The sequence below is a fragment of the Hominimerdicola alba genome (genome assembly GCF_900109655.1).
GTDB classification, from domain to species: domain Bacteria; phylum Bacillota; class Clostridia; order Oscillospirales; family Ruminococcaceae; genus Hominimerdicola; species Hominimerdicola alba_B.
In genome coordinates this window covers 243967-262242 of the sequence record NZ_FOAT01000001.1, presented here as the reverse complement: position 1 = coordinate 262242, position 18276 = coordinate 243967, and the positions used below count along the sequence as shown (strand labels likewise).

Annotated in this window: 20 protein-coding genes; 8 read left to right on the top strand and 12 right to left on the bottom strand. The window is 45.2% G+C overall.

Annotation, left to right across the window (positions count from 1 at the left end; all coding sequences use genetic code 11):
* From BMY75_RS01250 to BMY75_RS01210, 9 genes are all read right to left on the bottom strand, one after another.
* Entirely contained in the window at positions 1-753 is a 753-nt protein-coding gene (locus tag BMY75_RS01250) for a TraX family protein (RefSeq protein ID WP_074828510.1), read from the bottom strand.
* A gap of 51 nt (positions 754-804) precedes the next feature.
* Positions 805-2103 carry a bifunctional glutamate N-acetyltransferase/amino-acid acetyltransferase ArgJ gene (gene argJ / locus BMY75_RS01245; protein ID WP_074828507.1) on the bottom strand — a complete coding sequence of 433 codons (1299 nt, stop codon included), beginning with the start codon at positions 2101-2103 and terminating at the stop codon, positions 805-807.
* Between the two features lie 12 nt (positions 2104-2115).
* Positions 2116-3453 carry a glycoside hydrolase family 3 protein gene (locus BMY75_RS01240; protein WP_074828503.1) on the bottom strand — a complete coding sequence of 446 codons (1338 nt, stop codon included), beginning with the start codon at positions 3451-3453 and terminating at the stop codon, positions 2116-2118.
* A gap of 19 nt (positions 3454-3472) precedes the next feature.
* A complete protein-coding gene (gene argC, locus BMY75_RS01235) occupies positions 3473-4426 on the bottom strand; it encodes an N-acetyl-gamma-glutamyl-phosphate reductase (RefSeq protein ID WP_074828499.1) in 954 nt (317 codons plus the stop codon).
* 21 nt (positions 4427-4447) lie between these two features.
* Positions 4448-4915, bottom strand: a complete 468-nt coding sequence (locus BMY75_RS01230; protein WP_074828497.1) for a hypothetical protein — start codon at positions 4913-4915, stop codon at positions 4448-4450.
* Positions 4896-6269: an argininosuccinate lyase gene (gene argH / locus BMY75_RS01225; protein ID WP_074828494.1), complete on the bottom strand. Its 1374-nt coding sequence runs from the start codon at positions 6267-6269 to the stop codon at positions 4896-4898. The genes BMY75_RS01230 and argH overlap by 20 nt, the downstream gene beginning before the upstream one ends.
* A 21-nt stretch (positions 6270-6290) precedes the next feature.
* Positions 6291-6728, bottom strand: coding sequence for a C-GCAxxG-C-C family protein (locus BMY75_RS01220; protein WP_074828491.1), 438 nt, complete (start codon positions 6726-6728; stop codon positions 6291-6293).
* Between the two features lie 147 nt (positions 6729-6875).
* The gene (locus BMY75_RS01215) at positions 6876-7307 is read right to left on the bottom strand and encodes a pentapeptide repeat-containing protein (RefSeq protein ID WP_074828487.1); all 432 of its coding nucleotides are present in this window, start codon (positions 7305-7307) and stop codon (positions 6876-6878) included.
* A 39-nt stretch (positions 7308-7346) separates the two neighbouring features.
* Positions 7347-8576, bottom strand: a complete 1230-nt coding sequence (locus tag BMY75_RS01210) for an argininosuccinate synthase (RefSeq protein ID WP_074828482.1) — start codon at positions 8574-8576, stop codon at positions 7347-7349.
* Between the two features lie 363 nt (positions 8577-8939).
* On the opposite strand from BMY75_RS01210, the gene BMY75_RS01205 reads away from it, so the two are divergent.
* The 8 genes from BMY75_RS01205 (at position 8940) to BMY75_RS01170 (ending at position 16602) form a co-directional block, all read left to right on the top strand.
* Complete coding sequence (locus tag BMY75_RS01205) at positions 8940-9473, top strand: flavin reductase (RefSeq protein WP_074828478.1); 534 nt, start codon at positions 8940-8942, stop codon at positions 9471-9473.
* Between the two features lie 209 nt (positions 9474-9682).
* Complete coding sequence (locus BMY75_RS01200) at positions 9683-10120, top strand: NfeD family protein (RefSeq protein WP_074828474.1); 438 nt, start codon at positions 9683-9685, stop codon at positions 10118-10120.
* A gap of 19 nt (positions 10121-10139) precedes the next feature.
* On the top strand, positions 10140-11102 hold the full coding sequence (locus tag BMY75_RS01195; protein WP_074828470.1) for an SPFH domain-containing protein: 963 nt from the start codon (positions 10140-10142) through the stop codon (positions 11100-11102).
* A gap of 131 nt (positions 11103-11233) precedes the next feature.
* Positions 11234-11836, top strand: a complete 603-nt coding sequence (locus tag BMY75_RS01190) for a pentapeptide repeat-containing protein (protein WP_074828467.1) — start codon at positions 11234-11236, stop codon at positions 11834-11836.
* Between the two features lie 3 nt (positions 11837-11839).
* Positions 11840-12655 (top strand): TIGR02452 family protein, encoded by an 816-nt coding sequence (locus BMY75_RS01185; protein WP_081350416.1) that lies wholly within the window; start codon positions 11840-11842, stop codon positions 12653-12655.
* A 162-nt stretch (positions 12656-12817) separates the two neighbouring features.
* Positions 12818-14914 carry a glycogen debranching protein gene (locus BMY75_RS01180; RefSeq protein WP_074828461.1) on the top strand — a complete coding sequence of 699 codons (2097 nt, stop codon included), beginning with the start codon at positions 12818-12820 and terminating at the stop codon, positions 14912-14914.
* Positions 14915-14918: 4 nt separating this feature from the next.
* On the top strand, positions 14919-16100 hold the full coding sequence (locus BMY75_RS01175) for a DNA polymerase beta superfamily protein (protein ID WP_074828457.1): 1182 nt from the start codon (positions 14919-14921) through the stop codon (positions 16098-16100).
* 13 nt (positions 16101-16113) lie between these two features.
* Complete coding sequence (locus BMY75_RS01170) at positions 16114-16602, top strand: acyl-CoA thioesterase (RefSeq protein ID WP_074828454.1); 489 nt, start codon at positions 16114-16116, stop codon at positions 16600-16602.
* 188 nt (positions 16603-16790) lie between these two features.
* Here the strand turns inward: BMY75_RS01170 and BMY75_RS01165 are convergent, their stop codons facing one another.
* From BMY75_RS01165 to BMY75_RS01155, 3 genes are all read right to left on the bottom strand, one after another.
* Positions 16791-16940 carry a cyclic lactone autoinducer peptide gene (locus tag BMY75_RS01165; protein ID WP_074828451.1) on the bottom strand — a complete coding sequence of 50 codons (150 nt, stop codon included), beginning with the start codon at positions 16938-16940 and terminating at the stop codon, positions 16791-16793.
* Between the two features lie 130 nt (positions 16941-17070).
* A complete protein-coding gene (locus tag BMY75_RS01160; protein ID WP_074828448.1) occupies positions 17071-17676 on the bottom strand; it encodes a hypothetical protein in 606 nt (201 codons plus the stop codon).
* Entirely contained in the window at positions 17673-18254 is a 582-nt protein-coding gene (locus BMY75_RS01155; RefSeq protein WP_074828445.1) for an accessory gene regulator ArgB-like protein, read from the bottom strand. Before BMY75_RS01155 ends, BMY75_RS01160 begins: the two co-directional genes overlap by 4 nt.
* Positions 18255-18276 lie beyond the last annotated feature (22 nt).

Genomic DNA, 18276 nt, shown 5'->3' with positions numbered 1-18276 from the left:
TTATGCAAGCACTACCCATTTTATGATGCCAAGTATCAGCAGGTGTGCAGGGTAGAATATGTAGAAGAACCACTTGTTGAAAGCATTTTTCTTTCCGCCCTTGCCGTTGTAGCAGAAAATTATTATCAGCGGTACCATAAGAACGCCCGCCTGATGCCACCCGTCCATTATGAGAACCATCAGCATCATCGGCAGATATGCCAGCGTCACTGCGATATAGCGCTTCTTCTTGTCATCTCTGTAAATATACATAAACAGCGGCGCAAGAACGTCCATTATTGGCCAGTCTCCGATCACTGAAGCCAGACACAGCAAAAATATGAATATTATTTTCGCATCCTTTTCGTAATTCGGGCTGTCCCAGATCCTTATTGCTGTTATTCCGAGGAATAGTGTATAAATTACGCTCTGCTGTAGAAAATATACGGGAGATTCTATCAGTTTTTGAGGTCCGGGGTTTGCGAATATGAAAGGCAGCCATGATATAGCAGCAAATATCGCAAGCCTTTTCTGATACTTAGCTATATCCCGCGTGTACTTGGCGCCCTCCGCCAGAAAGAATGCCATGGTGGGACCTGTAAGTCTGCCTATGAACCTCATTATGTGGTATATGTTGGGGTCAATTGAACTTTCAAAAAGTTCACCTATGTGATCTATCAGCATAGCCACGATAACTATGTATTTCAGCGCATTGCGGTTGATGAAACCGTGTTCCTCAGACGGTGCCGAAACATTGCTGAGTGTGTTTTCCATATTCTTTGTCCTTTCTCTTGCTTTGTATGTTTACAGAATCATCTTTTTTTCTTAGCTTCTGTAATCGCCGTTTATCTTTACGTAATCATACGTAAGGTCACAGCCCCATGCGGTGGCATTGCCCTCGCCGTCACCTACGCATACATTTATGAAGATCTCATCTTCAAGCAGTATCTTCTTTGCTTCTTCTTCTGAGAAAGGCACGCCGGCACCGTTCTCGCAAACGTGTATCTCGCCCTGCTTTGAAGCTATCTTTACATCTACCTTGTTTATATCGAATTCAGCCTCGGCATAACCGACGGCACAAAGTATGCGTCCCCAGTTAGCATCTGCACCGAACATTGCGCACTTGAACAGGGGAGAGCAGATAACGCTCTTTGCGATGATGATAGCATCATCCTGATCCTTTGCGCCGCATACGTTGCATTCCAGCAGCTTTGTAGCGCCCTCGCCGTCCTTAGCAAGCATCTTTGTTATGTTGCTCATTATGATAAACAGACCCTGCTTGAACTTATTGAAATCAGCGCTCTCAGCAGTGATCTCAGCATTACCTGCAAGACCGTTAGCCATAACAGCACAGGTGTCGTTTGTGGACTGATCTCCGTCTACAGAGAGACAGTTGTATGTTACCTTTACTATCTCGCTCAGCGCCTTTTTCAGCATTTCGGGGCTAACTGCGCAGTCAGTAGTGATAACATTCAGCGTGGTAGCCATATTAGGGTGAATCATGCCGCTGCCCTTGCCCATGCCACCGATGTGACATACTTTTCCGCCTATCTCAAATTCTACTGCTACCTCTTTCTTTACAGTGTCGGTGGTCATTATAGCGATGGCAGCCTTCTCGTTGCCGTCATAAGCAAGACCGCTGTACAGGTCGTCCATAGCATTTTCAACAGGCTCTATAGGCATTATCTGACCGATAACACCTGTCTGTGCGATAAGCATTTCTTCGGTCTTGATGCCCAGCTTGTTTGCAGCCAGCTCGCACATTTTCAGAGCCTTTGCTTCGCCGTCAGCATTGCAGGTGTTGGCATTCTTGGAATTCAGTATAAATCCCTGTGCCTTGCCCCCTGTCTCTTCCAGATGTTTCTGCGAAACAGTTACAGGGGCACCTTTTACCTTGTTCTGAGTGAACACTGCCGCAGCACTGCACATAACGTCAGATGCTACCAGACAAAGGTCGGGCTTTGTATTTGAAACGGGGCTCTCGTTTCCGTCGGGAGTTTCAGCTGCGTCCATAGCTTTCTTGATACCGCAGTACAGACCGTTTGCCTTGAAACCCTTGGCAGCACAAACGCCGCCCTCAATGTATTTGTAGCCGTCGTATACGACTTTGTTTATTTCTTTCATATCAATTTCTCCTTAGCTTTCCGATGAATCACTGTCTGTGTCCTTTGATGTGTCATCAGACTTTGCAGCGTAATCATCAAAAAGATGGTTTTTAACTTTGAGCCAGAGTATCCTCTCAACGCTCTTATCTATTCTTGCTTCGCTTATCTTGCCGTCCTCTACAGCTTTCAGCACCGAGTCATAAGCTTCGTCCAGGTCGTAGGGCATCAGTATCATATCTGCCCCTGCGATTATGGCATTTACAGCAATTTCACGCTTTACATAGTTTTCCGTGATGCACTTGGCTGACATCGCATCAGTGATGACAACGCCCCTGAATTTCAGCTCATCTCTTATCTTGCCCTGGATTATCTGCTGTGACATCGAAGCTGGAAGACCATCATCACTTACCGCGGGCAGCATGATGTGTCCCACCATCAGCATATCAGTCTTATTCAGCGCTCCCGTAAATGCAAGACCGCTCTCTTCCATTATCCTTTCCCACAGGAATCCGTTCTCGGGGACTTTTGACTTATCCGTACTGCCGTCGCCGTATCCGGGAAAGTGCTTTACAGTCGTCATAATGCCAGCCTCGTGCAGTCCGTCGATCTCAGCTTCCACCATGCTTGCGACCATCGAGAGGTCAGCTGCAAAATTGCTTTCTTTTACTTTGTCTTCGTTCAGTGAAACGTCGGCAATTGGTGCAAAATCAAGGTTGATCCCGTAACTCGCAAGATATTTGCCGATGGTTTTTCCAACTTTTTTTGCATTTGCTGCCTCGGCAGTTTCTCCGACCTCATTCATATTTCCGAAAAGAGGCACAGCGAAATTTTTGTTGTTAGCAATAGGCGCAAGTTCACCGCCAATTTCCTCAACACCTATAAACAAAGGATAATCGGAATTCACCTGAAGATCGGAAGTCAGTTTTATCAGCTTATCCTCGTCCATGATGTTCTTTTCCATCAGGACAACTCCGCCTACGTGGTACTTTTCAAGGGCATCGATCATCATATCGTCAACATAGGTAACGCCGCCGATGCTGTCATCATTCACGACCTTGTTCTCGTATCCTGTTTCCAGCGCGTCAGCCCTTACAAAGAAAAGCTGTCCTATTTTCTCTTCGAGAGTCATGTTCTCGACGGTGACTTTTACATAATTCTCGGGATCGTCCTCTATGGTGTATTCCACGTTATCACTGACTGAGCTTTCTTCGTCAGTTGGGAACATCTCATCTACAAGACTTCTTCGTGAAGAATCCTGATCCTCGTTTACTCTTTCAAGGGTCTTAGGATCGGGCCTCCCGAAGTTTCCGCAAGATACCATCGACAATGACATTATAAGTGCCAGTGCTGCAGCGAACTTTTTTTTCATAAATTATCCTCAATAAATTTTATTCAAGACCTGTTGTTTCATCAATGCCAAGCATGATGTTCATATTCTGCATAGCAGCGCCGCTTGCGCCCTTTCCGAGATTGTCAAATCTCGAACACAGCAGTATCTGATCGTCGTTTCCGCATACGAATATCTGCATATTGTTGGTATCAGCCAGTGTATTTGCCGCCAGGAAACCGTCAGCCAGTGTTTCTGTGCCGCCAAGCTCCATTACCTTTACAAAATGCTGACCTGCATAGTGTGCAGTCATTATCTCGTGTATCTCCGCGGGAGTGTACTTCTTTGTCAGGCATCTTGTTACCAGAGGAACGCTCACTACCATACCGCTGTAATAGTCGTCAACGATAGGATTGAACATAGGAGCGTACTTCATGCCGCATATCTTCTGCATCTCGGGGATGTGCTTGTGCTGCTGACCAAGTGCATACTGTCTGGGTGAGTTCATCTCAAAGGTCTTGTCAGGGCTCTCGATAACATTTATCATCTTGTTGCCCGCGCCGCTGTAACCTGATACCGCATGGCAGGTAACAGGATAATCCTCAGGCAGAACGCCTGCCTGTATCAGCGGATATACCAGAGATATAAAACCGCTGGCATAGCAGCCTGGGTTTGCAACTCTCTTGGATTTGCGGATGTTCTCTCTGTGCTTTTCCGAAAGCTCGGGGAAACCGTAATCCCATGCAGGATCGGTTCTGTGTGCGGTAGAAGCATCGATTATCCTTGTCTCGGGATTTGTACACAGCGCCACAGCTTCCTTTGCAGCCGCATCGGGCAGGCAGAGAAATACTATATCCGCGCGGTTTATCATTTTAGCACGTTCAGTGCTGTCCTTGCGCTTTTCCTCGTCTATCAGCAGTATCTCGATATCGTCGCGTTTGCCAAGTCTTTCGTATATCTTAAGACCTGTAGTTCCTGCTTTACCATCTATAAAAACCTTGAATTTATTGCTCATAACGTTACACTTCCCAAAAGATCATTTCTTGTTTTTTCTGACATTATTGTCATCTATTATCGAAGAATAAGGCTTGTCCTCACCGAGTTTCTTCAAGCGCCTGTTTTCACGGTAAGTCTTTACAGCTTCCTTGTCTGCAAAACAACCGCCAAGTCCGCATCCGAAGAGTACACAGAGTATAGTTAGGATAAGCAAGTTCGGGATTATCGCCCTGTAAGTCCCCCATGCCGCATACATAATAACAGTTGCTGTTATCACTGCAACAGGGAAGTACCACATAACTCCGTGCCTTTTGCAGAGCCTGAAAAACATCACCAGGCACCCAGCGGGATATACAAACCCGAAAGCCAGCATCAGGGTCAGTATACTTGGTATCACCTTGTCCACCAGAAGTACCAGCCCCGCCCCGAAGACCAGCCACAGCAGAAATACTGCCGCCGCGCTGAGTTCCTCGCTCTGCCTTATCTTATCAAATCCTTTCACGTACATACGCTATCTGTGCCTTTACGGATTCAGGTGCGGGTCCGCCCGCAGCCTTTCGCTGCATAACGCAAGTATCAAGGCTTATAGCCTCGTAAACATCTTCATCAAAATTCTCTGTCAGCTTCTTGTACTCTTCCATCGGCAGAGTTTCAAGAGTGCAGCCAAGCTCGATGCAGGTGTGTACCAATGTACCTGTTATCTTGTAAGCATCTCTGAAAGGCATACCCTTCTTTACCAGATAATCTGCACAGTCTGTTGCATTTATGAAACCTCTTGCAGCAGCATTTCTCATGTTGTCTTTAAGAACAGTCATGGTATCCAGCATGGGGATAAATGTTTTCAGGCAAAGTTTAACTGTATCCACAGCATCAAAGATAGCTTCCTTGTCCTCCTGCATATCCTTGTTGTATGCAAGGGGAGTGCCCTTCATCATTACCAGCAGGGTATTCAGGTCACCGTAAACTCTTCCTGTCTTACCTCTGATAAGCTCGGTAACATCGGGATTCTTCTTCTGGGGCATTATGGAAGAACCTGTTGCATAAGCATCGTCAAGCTCAACAAACTTGAACTCCCATGAACACCACAGGATTATCTCCTCCGAGAATCTTGAAAGATGCATCATCAGCATTGATATAGCCGAAGCCAGTTCAATGCAGAAATCTCTGTCCGAAACGCCATCCAGCGAGTTCTGAGTAATCTCGTCAAATCCCAGTAGGTCGCATACTCTCTGTCTGTTTATGGGATAAGTGGTTGAAGCCAGCGCACCGCTGCCCAAAGGCATTATATTGAGTCTCTTCTTGCAGTCCTCAAGTCTGCCAAGGTCTCTCAGCAGCATATTTGCATAAGCCATCAGATGATGTGCGAAAGTGATGGGCTGTGCCCTCTGTAAATGAGTATATCCGGGCATTACCGTGGTCAGGTGCTTTTCAGACATATTGAGGATAGTCTGCTCCAGTTCCTTTACCAGTGCGATTATCTCGTCAGCCTCAACTTTTAGATTCATTCTTATATCCAGTGCTACCTGATCGTTTCTCGATCTTGCAGTGTGAAGTCTCTTGCCTGTGTCGCCAAGTCTTGAAGTCAGCTCAGCTTCAACGAACATATGGATATCTTCAGCAGTAGGGTCAAATTCAAGCTTGCCGCTTTCGATATCAGCAAGTATGCCCTTAAGACCCTCGATTATCTTCTTACTTTCCTCGATATCGATTATTCCGCATTCACCCAGCATAGTTGCGTGGGCGATAGAACCCTCGATATCCTGCTTGTACATTCTGTGGTCAAATGAGATAGATGAATTAAAATCGTTGACCCTCTCGTCTACCTCTTTAGTGAAACGTCCTGCCCACATTTTTCCAGCCATTTTACTTACCGTCCTTTTTATTTATTCATTCATAAGTTCTTCTGCTGTCTCAACGGCACTTGCGACCATCTTCGGGCAGAATTCCGAAAACATACCTTTTTCGCGAGCCTCAGCCTGCTGCTTCGGGTCTGAAAGATCATATCCGAGAAGCTCTCTGCAAAGACATGAGCCATTCTTTTCTTTGAATCTTTTCAAAAATTCCGAAGTAACAGCATTGTTCTTTTCCTTGCTGCCGATATCATCGGCTTTGAAAAATTTGTATTTCAAACCGATAGCCATCAGCGCTCCTGTGCAGGCGCCGCAGACTTCGCCGTTTCTCATACCGCCGCCGAAACTGCCGCTGACACTGAGAGCCAGTTCATCGCTCATGCCAAGCTCTTCTGCAAAAGCACCAAGAACAGCCTGAGAACAATGAAAACCCTGACTGAAAAGACTTAAAGCTTTGTCTTTGTGTGTCATGATACTTCCCCTTATTATAATGATCATTTAGTCTGCTTATACAGACCGTCCTGCGCAGGGCAGTCTGTATAAACAGGCATGGGCAAAATAACCCGAACCAAGGAGTTATTCTGCCCGAACACCTGCTAGCGTCCGCCAAACGGACGATCAATCCTTATCGTGCTGCTCCAGAAGCTTCTGGATGTCGATGCCGTTGATCTTCAGACCATCTATCTTGCAGTCGCTGATCTCAACACCTGTGAGGTCACAATGTATGAACTGAGAATTCTTCAGATCAGGATTCTTGAACTCAACATTGTTCATGATAGAACAGCCAAAACGCGAACCACTTATGTTAACGCCCAGAAAACGGGAATTTACCATGTACATATCGGTGAATCTGGTGTTCTGCATACTGATGTTGTCAAAGATGGTATCGTCCATGTTGACATCTTCAAAGTTTGAGCCTTTCAGATTAACATTGGTAAAAGTCGCACCGCCCAGATTAACGTCTTCGAAAGACGAATTGGGAAGATTATCGTAGGATATCTCTACTTTTTTGTCGAAGCCCGGTTCAAAGTAAGAATTCTTGTCTGACATACTATGACCTCCTAATAATAGATTTTTTACGGCGTAAGATTACTTATTGTTTCTCTTCTGTTCCAGCTTAGCGCGTACCTTGATAGGCAGACCGAACAGATTGATGAAGCCTGCGGAATCAGCCTGATTGTAAACATCATCCTCATCGAATGTAGCAACTTCCTCATCATACAGAGTGTAAGGAGAAGTAACGCCTGCGTTGATGATATTGCCCTTGTACAGCTTCAGCTTAACGTCACCTGTAACATTCTTCTGTGTCTCGGTAACGAATGCGCTCAGAGCCTCTCTCAGAGGTGTGAACCACTGACCGTTGTAAACTATATCAGCGAACTTGATGCCGATGTAGCTCTTCATTCTTGCGGTTTCCTTGTCGATGGTGATGGTCTCCAGTATCTCGTGAGCCTTGTACAGGATAGTTCCGCCGGGAGTCTCGTATACGCCTCTGGACTTCATACCAACAAGTCTGTTCTCAACCAAGTCAGCCAGACCGATACCGTTAGCGCCGCCCAGTTCGTTCAGCTTAGCAACGAGATCCTTGCCGCCCATCTTTACGCCGTCAACAGCGGTGGGGATACCCTTTTCAAAGTGGATAGTAACATAAGTGGGCTTGTCGGGTGCCTGTATGGGAGATACACCCAGCTCCAGGAAACCGGGCTTCTCGTACTGAGGCTCGTTTGCGGGATCCTCAAGATCCAGACCCTCGTGAGAAAGGTGCCACAGGTTCTTATCCTTGGAGTAGTTGGTCTCTCTGTTTATCTTCAGAGGAATGTTGTGTGCCTCGGCGTAATCGATCTCCTGATCTCTGGACTTGATATCCCAGATTCTCCAGGGAGCGATGATCTGCATATCGGGTGCAAATGCCTTGATAGCCAGCTCGAATCTTACCTGGTCGTTTCCCTTACCGGTGCAGCCGTGGCAGATCGCGTCAGCGCCTTCCTTGATAGCGATCTCAGCTATTCTCTTAGCGATGATAGGTCTAGCAAAGGAAGTACCCAGCAGATACTGATTCTCGTAAACAGCGCCAGCCTGTACGGTGGGGTAAACGTAATCAGTGATGAACTCTTCTGTAAGATCCTCGATGTACAGCTTGGAAGCACCTGTCTTTATAGCCTTCTCCTCCAGACCGTCAAGCTCGGTGCCCTGTCCAACGTCGCCTGAAACTGCGATAACTTCACAGTTATTGTAGTTTTCCTTCAGCCACGGAATGATGATAGAAGTATCAAGTCCGCCTGAGTAAGCGAGTACAACTTTTTTGATTTCTTTAGCCATGATGTATTCCTCCAAAAATAAAAAATTCAGGCATAAGGTGAATAGTATGTCAAACAATAATCATATTATACACCATTATTCGGATTTGTCAAGAGGTTTTACGCATAAAATTACACGAATATGCAAATTTTTGATGAATATCACGTATAAAGCGTGATAATATACAGGATATCATGCATAATATGAAATATACATCAATACTGCATACAGATATCCCACGACAAAAACGCCCTACATATAGACTATTATAACACCAATTCTGTAAAAAAGCAATTACAAAACGGTTGCATTTTCATAAAATATGGAGTATAATAGTATCATGCTTGTATAAGCATAAATCTTACGCGAAAGGCGGAATGGAAAATGAGCATACTTACTGAAAAATACGGTTTTAAAGAGGTAGACCCCTCGGAACTGCACACAATGTGTTTTGACCCTTATAAGAAGATAGACAAGGATTGGTTCCTTGTTACCGCAGGCAACGAGAACAGCTGGAACACCATGACAGCTTCATGGGGATTTGCAGGTATAATGTGGGGCAAGCAGACCTTCACCACCGTTATCAGACCCCAGAGATATACCAAAGAATTTCTTGACAAGGAAAATACCTTTACAATAAGCTTCTTTGATGAATCTGAGAGAAAAGCACTGGCTTTCTGTGGTTCGCATAGCGGCAGAGACTGCGATAAATCCGCCGAAACAGGGCTCGTTCCCGTTGCAGCAGACGGCTCCGTCACTTTTGAACAGGCAAAGCTGGTGTTCGTATGTGAAAAGGCATATGTCCAGTCCATGACTCCCGACAGCTTCATCAACAAGGATCTCATCGAAGCAAACTACGCTGCAGGTGACTACCACGTGCAGTACATCGGCATAATCAAGAAAGTATATGTCAAGTAATCTTCTTGACGAAAATCATTAAACGACAAGTCGGCTTACTTGACCGAATCACTGTGCTTTCTATCACTTTTCTGTCAGCAAAATTTTTTCTGTTATACGAATTTACCTATTGAAAAAATCGAAAAATTATGGTATAATTATGTTGCGGTAAAATTAATACCGCAGAAAGAAATATATATTTTCAGAACAGGAAAGGAGTTGATCTGTTTATGGCTACCACTTACATCATCGTTTGGGCAGTGGCTTTCGTATTCTTTGTGATCGTTGAGATCGCAAACGGCGCAGGATTGCTTAGCATCTGGTTCGCACTGGGCGCACTTGCGGCTATGTTCTGTGCTATCGCGAAGCTTTCATTCGTGGCTCAGTTTGCAGTATTCGTTATCGCTTCGATAGTATTCCTTATAGCGACACGTCCTCTTGCAAAAAAGGTCAGGATGACCGCTGTTCCCACAAACTTTGAACTTGATGTCGGTAAGACAGCGCAGGTCATCGAGAGCATCGATAACAGCCTGAATAAAGGCAGGGTCAGACTGGACGGCACTGACTGGTCAGCTGTTTCCGAAGACGGGAGCACAATAGAGAAAGGCGCTACCGTAAGCGTAGTCGAGGTCTCAGGCGCAAAACTTGTTGTAACACAAAAGAATTGAATTCGGAGGTAAAGAAGAAATGAGTCCATTATTGATCGTACTGATACTTATCGCATTTATCGTGTTGGTTATAATCTCCAACATAAAGATAGTACCCCAGGCATATGTTTATGTCGTTGAAAGATTTGGTACATTTCACGCAGCATGGGGTACAGGTCTCCATGTTAAAGTTCCTTTCATAGACAGAGTCGCTAAGAAAGTTTCCATCAAGGAACAGGTAGTTGACTTCAAACCCCAGTCCGTTATCACCAAGGATAACGTTACCATGCAGATAGATACCGTTGTATTTTTCCAGATAACAAACGCTATGCAGTTCACATACGGCGTTGAAAGACCTATCTCCGCTATCGAGAACCTCACAGCTACCACTCTGAGAAATATCGTCGGCGACCTGGATCTGGAAGCAACACTTACTTCCAGAGATATCATCAACACACGTATAACCGCTATCCTCGATGAAGCTACCGACAGATGGGGCATCAAGGTTCAGCGTGTCGAGCTGAAGAACATCATCCCTCCCAGAGAGATACAGGACGCAATGGAAAAGCAGATGAAGGCTGACCGTGAAAGACGTGAGAAAGTCATTCAGGCTGAGGCTGAAAAGAAGTCCCAGATACTCGTTGCAGAAGGTGAAAAGGAGTCCAAGATACTCCGTGCACAGGCTGACAAGGAATCTCAGATACTTGCCGCTGAGGCTGAAAAGCAGTCCATGATACTCCGCGCTGATGCAGTCAAGGAGCAGAAGATACTTGAGGCAGAGGGTGAAGCGCAGGCTATCGATATGGTACAGCGCGCACTGGCTGACAGTATCGTTAAGCTGAATGCTGCTAATCCTAACGAAGCAGTTATCCAACTCAAGAGCCTTGAAGCATTCAGCAAAGCAGCTGACGGCAAGGCAACCAAGATCATTATCCCCAGTGAGATACAGAGTCTTGCAGGTCTTGCAACAGGTCTCAAGGAGATCGTTAAGGAAAATCAGTAATAATTTTCAAGCCGCCTTCGGGCGGCTTTTTTGTGCCTTCATACCCGTAAAGTAATATAACTTGATGTAAATTTTCATCTGCTGTCTTTACATTTTTAAAATAATATGGTATGATATTTCGGGTGATAATTATGTTTACAGATGATATTTCAAAAGTCAGAGATCAGGATATGGAGATCAAGAATGCCGAATACGAACGCGAGACAATTGCTTCCGAGGATATCAGCGGTTTTGAATTCTCCGAGGTTTTCTTCAAAGGCTGCCGCTTTATTCAGTGCGACCTTACCAAAGCCTGTTTCTATGGCTGTAAGTTCGATAAATGTGACCTTTCCAACTGCAAACTTGGTGACTGCTATTTTAAGGAATGTGAGTTCTCGGGCTGTAAAGCCAACGGCGCAGAATTCGGAAGTACTGTATTCAAACAGTCCACGCTGAAAACCAGTTCCTTCGCCTACGGACTTTTCTCCGAATCCACCTTCGATGGTTGTACCATCACCGACTGCGATTTGTCGGGTGCGCTTCTTTCCCGAAGCGAATTAAAAAGAACCACCTTTAAAGATGCAAAGCTTATCAGTGCCGAACTGTTTATGACAAAAATGCGCGGCACCGACTTCTCAAAATGTGATATATCGGGCATAGTCCTTTCCCGTGAACTTTCCGAACTCCGCGGCGTGACAGTAACATATGAACAGGCAGCCGACCTTGCAAAACTGTTGGGTCTTATAGTAAAGTGAGGTATGACCATGAATGGAAACGATAAAGAGACCCTAGTAAATATCTTCAATGACACGCTTGAACAGTGCAATAATAACAGCCTGCTTAAAAACGCTGTTCAAAACTCCATAGACCGTCAGTATATCTTACTTGACGGCGATTCGATCGCCCTTAAAGGCGAGCCTTACCTGACTCCGGCAAAAATAACCGTTACCCAAAAGCGTACCATAGAATCTGCTGAACAGTATAAAGGCACCAAGGTCTGCATACTTAATTTCGCATCCGCCAAAAATCCGGGCGGCGGTGTAGTAAACGGCGCAAAAGCTCAGGAAGAATGTATCCGCCGAATCACCACTCTTTTCCCCTGTCTTGCTTCTGATAAGATAATTGAAGGTTTCTATCAGCCCCACAGAACTATGTTCAGCGACCTCATTTACAACGATGACCTCATCTTCACTCCCGATGTCTACTGCATCAAGACCGATACCACATCGCCCGCTCCCAGACCCGAAAATGAATGGTTCAAGGTAGATGTCATTACCTGTGCTTCTCCGAATCTCAGCGGCTACACCAGGATATATGACGATACCCTAGCAAAGATACAGTATAAACGCCTTGAAAAAGTCTTCCTCACCGCCATAAACAACGGCGCTGAGACCTTTATCCTCGGTGCATTCGGCTGCGGTGCTTTCCGCAATCCCCCGAAAGTTGTGGCAAAGGTCATGAAAGACCTGACCGAAAAGTACCGATACTATTTTAAAAACATCGAATTCGCTGTATACTGTTCCCTTAAAAATCCCACAAATTACAATGTCTTCCGAGATACATTCGGAAAATGATGCTTCGATTTAACATTTCGTGACCGCTTTACCAAATATGGCGGTCATTTTTTATACAAAAATTCAATTGATAATTTGTTCAAAATGGTATATAATCAAAGATATGATATATTCACTTTGTTATATTATCATAATATATTAATGATTTAAGGCTGTGATATAATGAAAAATTCATCTACCTACAAAGCTACAGATATCATCGCAGGATTTGAATGCCGTCCCGGAATTTATACCCTGAACGGCGCTTCCGCCATGCTTCATGCTGTTAATTTCACTATTCATTCTTCAAATGCCACAGGCTGTTCCGTAGTGCTTTTCAGGCGCGGCGAGACCGAGCCGTTTGCCATCATACCTATCCCCGACAGCTATCGTATAGGCGATACATGGTCTATCATGATCTACGGTCTTGATATCTATGAGATCGAATACTGCTACCGCTTTTCTGGAGAATATGCCCCCGAAAAAGGTCTGCTGTTCGACGATAGAAAGAATATCCTTGACCCTTACGCAAGGGCTGTCACAGGACAGAGCGTATGGGGCAAAAAAGCCCCAGGCGACGGCAGTTATCACGGCAGAGTAACAACCGATAAATTTGACTGGGGAAATTTCGTCAGCCATAATATACCTTTCAGCGACCTGGTTATCTACGAACTCCATGTCAGAGGTTTTACCAACAGCCTGACCTCGGGCGTTCAGCATCCCGGCACCTTTGACGGCGTTATAGAAAAGATACCCTACCTTAAAAAGCTGGGTGTCAACGCTATCGAACTCATGCCCGTATTTGAGTTCGACGAACTCTACGAGGAGCGTCATCATGAGGGTAACCTGCTGATGAATTACTGGGGCTACAACACAACTTGTTTCTTTGCCCCTAATACAAGCTATGCCTCAAAGGTCGAGTACAACCATGAGGGCGACGAGCTGAAAAATCTTATCCGTACCTGTAACGAAAACGGCATACTTGTTTTCCTCGATGTTGTCTTCAACCATACATCCGAGGGCAACGAGGACGGCACCATTTTTTCATTCAAGGGCATAGATAACAGCGTCTACTATATGCTGACCCCCAACGGCAAGTACGTAAATTTCAGCGGCTGCGGAAACACCATGAACTGCAATCACCCCATAGTTCAGCAGTTTATAATCGACTGCCTGCGCTACTGGGTAATTGAGTACCGCGTCGACGGCTTCCGCTTCGACCTTGCATCTATCCTTGGCAGAAGCGAAGACGGCACTCCAATGGAAAATCCGCCACTGCTGAAAACCATCGCATATGACCCCATACTCAGCGGCTGTAAGCTTATTGCAGAAGCATGGGATGCAGGCGGACTTTACCAAGTTGGTAGCTTCCCCTCATGGAATCGCTGGGCTGAATGGAACGGTCGTTTCCGCGATGACCTTCGCTGCTTCCTTAAAGGTGATAACGGCATGGCGTGGGCGGCTATCCAGAGGATAACAGGCTCAGCTGACCTCTATCCCCCCGAGCGCTGTCATAACGCTTCGGTAAACTTCCTCACTTGCCACGATGGTTTTACCATGTATGACCTCTACTCCTATAATACCAAGCACAACGAAGCCAACGGCTGGAGCAATACCGACGGTGATAACAGTGTCACCAGCTGGAACTGCGGCTTTGAGGGTGATACCGATGACCGCGAGGTAATGGGTCTGCGAATGAGAATGATAAAGAACGCCTTTGCAACACTGCTTTTCAGTAGGGGAGCAGTAATGTTCTATGCAGGTGATGAATTCTGCAACACCCAGTTCGGCAATAACAACGCCTACTGTCAGGATAATGAAGTTTCATGGCTTGACTGGTCAAGACTAAAAAAGTTCCGTGAGATACATGATTTCGTCCGTGATATGATCGCTTTTCGTAAAAGACACGAGGTCATAAGGCACGCCACCAATGAGGGTGCATTCGGTTTTCCAGATACCAGCATACACAATACCACCGCATGGAACAAAAAAACTAACGATCATGATCACGTTATCGGAGTAATGTTTGCGGGCAAGGATAAAAAGGGCAACGACGATGCAGTGTTCATAGGCATAAACGCCTACTGGGATGATTGTTCCATCGAACTTCCCGCTCTTCCCGAGGGCTACGACTGGAATATCGATTTCTATACCTTTGTCCCCTACAAAAAAGGCACGGATTTCAATGCCCTCATTTACCGAAACGGCAATACCTACAGCCTGAGACCCAGAAGCGTCATCATCGCATCGGCAATAAAGAAACTCGGTCTTTACAGGTGATCTGATGGATATAAACAAAGTTATTTCAGCCCCGGAGTACAGCTTTCTTAAAAATGACCCTTATCTCGGCGACCGTATAGCACTGCTGACTTTCGGTGGAAGCATATCCTACGGGCTGAACACTCCCGAATCGGATATAGATATCCGCGGCATTATAATGCCCGAACCCGCAGACCTTTTAGGCTGTGGTTTTCTGAAAGACGATTCTTCCGCCCAAAACGAACACTATATTTACGGCGCAAACGGATTTGAACAGTACATCGACCGTCCCACCGATACCACACTTTACGTCCTTGGCAAGATAGTTGCACTGTTCTATAAATGCAACCCCAACACTATCGAAATGCTTGGCTGTAAGCCCGAACATTATACCATGGTCAGCGAGTACGGAAAACTTCTGCTTGATAACCGTGAGCTATTCCTGAGCAAACTGGCCTACGGTTCATTCGCAGGTTATGCAAGAGGACAGTTCCAGCGTCTGAAAAACGCCATCGGCAAGGATAACGGCTCAAATGTATTCAAAAGCATATCCCTCGCCGATTCCATCGAGCGCATACAGCGCCATCTCGAAGAGGAATGCAAGCACTATAAACGCGAATGCCTGAAAATGTCCGTTACCGACCTAAGCGGCAATAAGATAATCGTAAACGGAATCCCCGTAGATGCCTACGATGTTGGCGTTCTCTTCAATGATACCGTAACCGAGATAACTGTGAACAGCAAACCCATCACCGATGAAGAAGTACAGCTGTGTTTCTCTCTCAACATGGATATGCTTCCCGCTAATGAATTCAGTATAGTTGCCAACGAGATTACTTCCTGTGTCAAGGAATTCAATAAGCATCTCGGACACCGCAACCATAAAAAGGATACCTACCACCTGAACAAACACGCCATGCATCTGCTGAGACTTTATTTCATGGCTGAGGATATCCTGTCCCGCGGAGAGATCATCACCTATCGCGAAAAGGAACATGACCTTCTCATGAGCATCAAAACAGGGGAGTACTTCAACACCGAGCAGAATACCCTTTCACCCGAGTTCTTCGATATGGTGAACCGTATGGATAAAAAGCTCCTCACTGCTTATGAAAACAGCAAGCTCCCCGAAAGACCCGATAAATCAAAAGTCAGCCGACTTCTCACCGATATCCACATGAGATATCTCCAGACATCAAAACCTTAAGGAGGAAACCATCATGCCTTATCCAAAGGGCGATAAACGTGTCTCGGATTCCATCACCGAGATAACCAAGCTTATCCAGTACCGCGATATCAACGGGGAAAACCGTCTTTTCGGCGGCAGACTGATGGAATGGATTGACGAAGCCGCAGGTGTAGCCGCCATGCGCCACTGCGGGGGAAATGCCGTCACACTTATGGTGGACAGCCTGAGATTCAAGCACGCCGCATTCATCAACGATATTGTAGTACTCATCGCTAAGGTCACTTACGTCGGCAAAACTTCAATGGAAGTCCGCGTTGATTCCTATGTTGAAGATAAAGGCTCCGGTATCCGCAGAGCTATAAACCACGCCTATCTCACCTGTGTACACGTAGATGAAAACGGCAGACCAAAGCCCATAGACTATGGCATTATCCCAGAGGGTATAACCGAACAGGCAGAATACGAAGGCGCCCGCAAGCGTATAGCTATCCGCAAACAAAGAACAGCCGAAGGCTACTAAGACAGGAATATAAAACAAACACCGCTTCAGCATTTTAAACTTAGGCGGTGTTTGTTTTACATTTAAATAGGGATTTGCGAAGATAACGTGCCCTTATCCTAGCAAAACAGCCGACAGCTCAGAGGGTCCTGCCGGCTGAAAGCTAAAGATTAGGGTGTTACATATTGTATTTTATAAACCCGACAATTTTATTTGCGGAATTTATTAATACCTTTTGGTTCTTTCGGCTGATTATACCAGAATATGCAGGCCTGTTTGTTGGTAGTTACACCAACTTTCAGCGCCAGTGATGCCAAAGCCGATCCGCACTTCACAATTGGTTTTTTCAATGTTTTCATAAATTCCACTCCTTTAAAAATATTATTTATAACCCCGACAACTGCGGCTGCAAATTACCAAACAGCCGCGCTTCCATACTGCCGGGAATTATTACCATCGCCTGTCCATATTCCGTCTGACTAAGACCTTTTATGTCCTCAGTTCAAGATCTATCCCTTTGGAATCAAGTATAAGCTTGATATTCTTTCTGTCCTTTGGGAACTGCGTCTTGACCAGAGTCATGTTCTTAGACTGTATCTTTTTAAGTGTACTTAAACTTATATTCGATGTCACTCTCAGCCTGTTGAGTGTATCATCGCTCATTCTTACGTGCTTGATGCTTTTCCAGAAAGGAAGATCCTTTCTCTTTCCCGAGAATTTCAGCGTGCTGCTGAAAAGCTTATCATCTGAATAACGTCCCTCTTCGGGAGAGTTGTTAAGTATATGTTCTTCAAGATGTTCAAACATATCGTCCAGCTTTTTATTCACAAGTATCCTTCTCAGTATTCCTAAAGGTATCTTGTGCAAATATTCCACGTTAGTATCAGTATCGTCAACATTCAGAGAGGTATAATAATAATCTCTTTCATAAATAAGTATCACCGAAAGTGAAAGCGCCTGAACGTCATAAGCATCAAAATAAACGTGTACATAAACTCCGTTGTAAGTAAAACGATACTTTGTGAATGTATCGTCTGTATGATAACTCAGACTGTTGTAATCGTTTATAAGTTTTTCTTTGACCTGGTTTCTCATCCTATTTTCTCCTTAAGTTTGAATTTCTCGGCTATCATCGCCAGACCGATTGTAAATACACCCGAAGCCGCATAAAAGCAATAACGCACATTGATCACAGAAAACACTATGCAGAACACCGTCCATACACCTGCCCATAACACCGATCTGTTCCTTAGTCTGATCTTCATATCATCATCAAGTGGCTTGTTAGGGTGTTCCACAGGGGAAAGCATTATGATCAGTGAATTTGAAAGCATCAGCATCAGAAGCGAACTAAAAAACATAGCAGTTTCAGATATATTCTTCTCAGCAAATATAAACACAAGCATTACCGATGCCAGTGTCATCGTACACCCAAGATGTGTATCCGCATGGTATCCTCCTGCATTTACCCGAAGTGTTAGAAAAGCAGTCAGATTCACAAGGCACGGAATAAAAGATTTTGTTATTACTGCGATAGCTATTGCAACAGCAAAGTTCACCACTGTTGATAGAAGCAATTCCATGCCGTAGGAATAAACCTCAATGTCTTCCTCTTCGATTATTTTGTTGTCAACAAAAAAACACGCTGTACATTTTGCAAGTCTGGAGATCATATCATTTTCACCGCCTGCAATC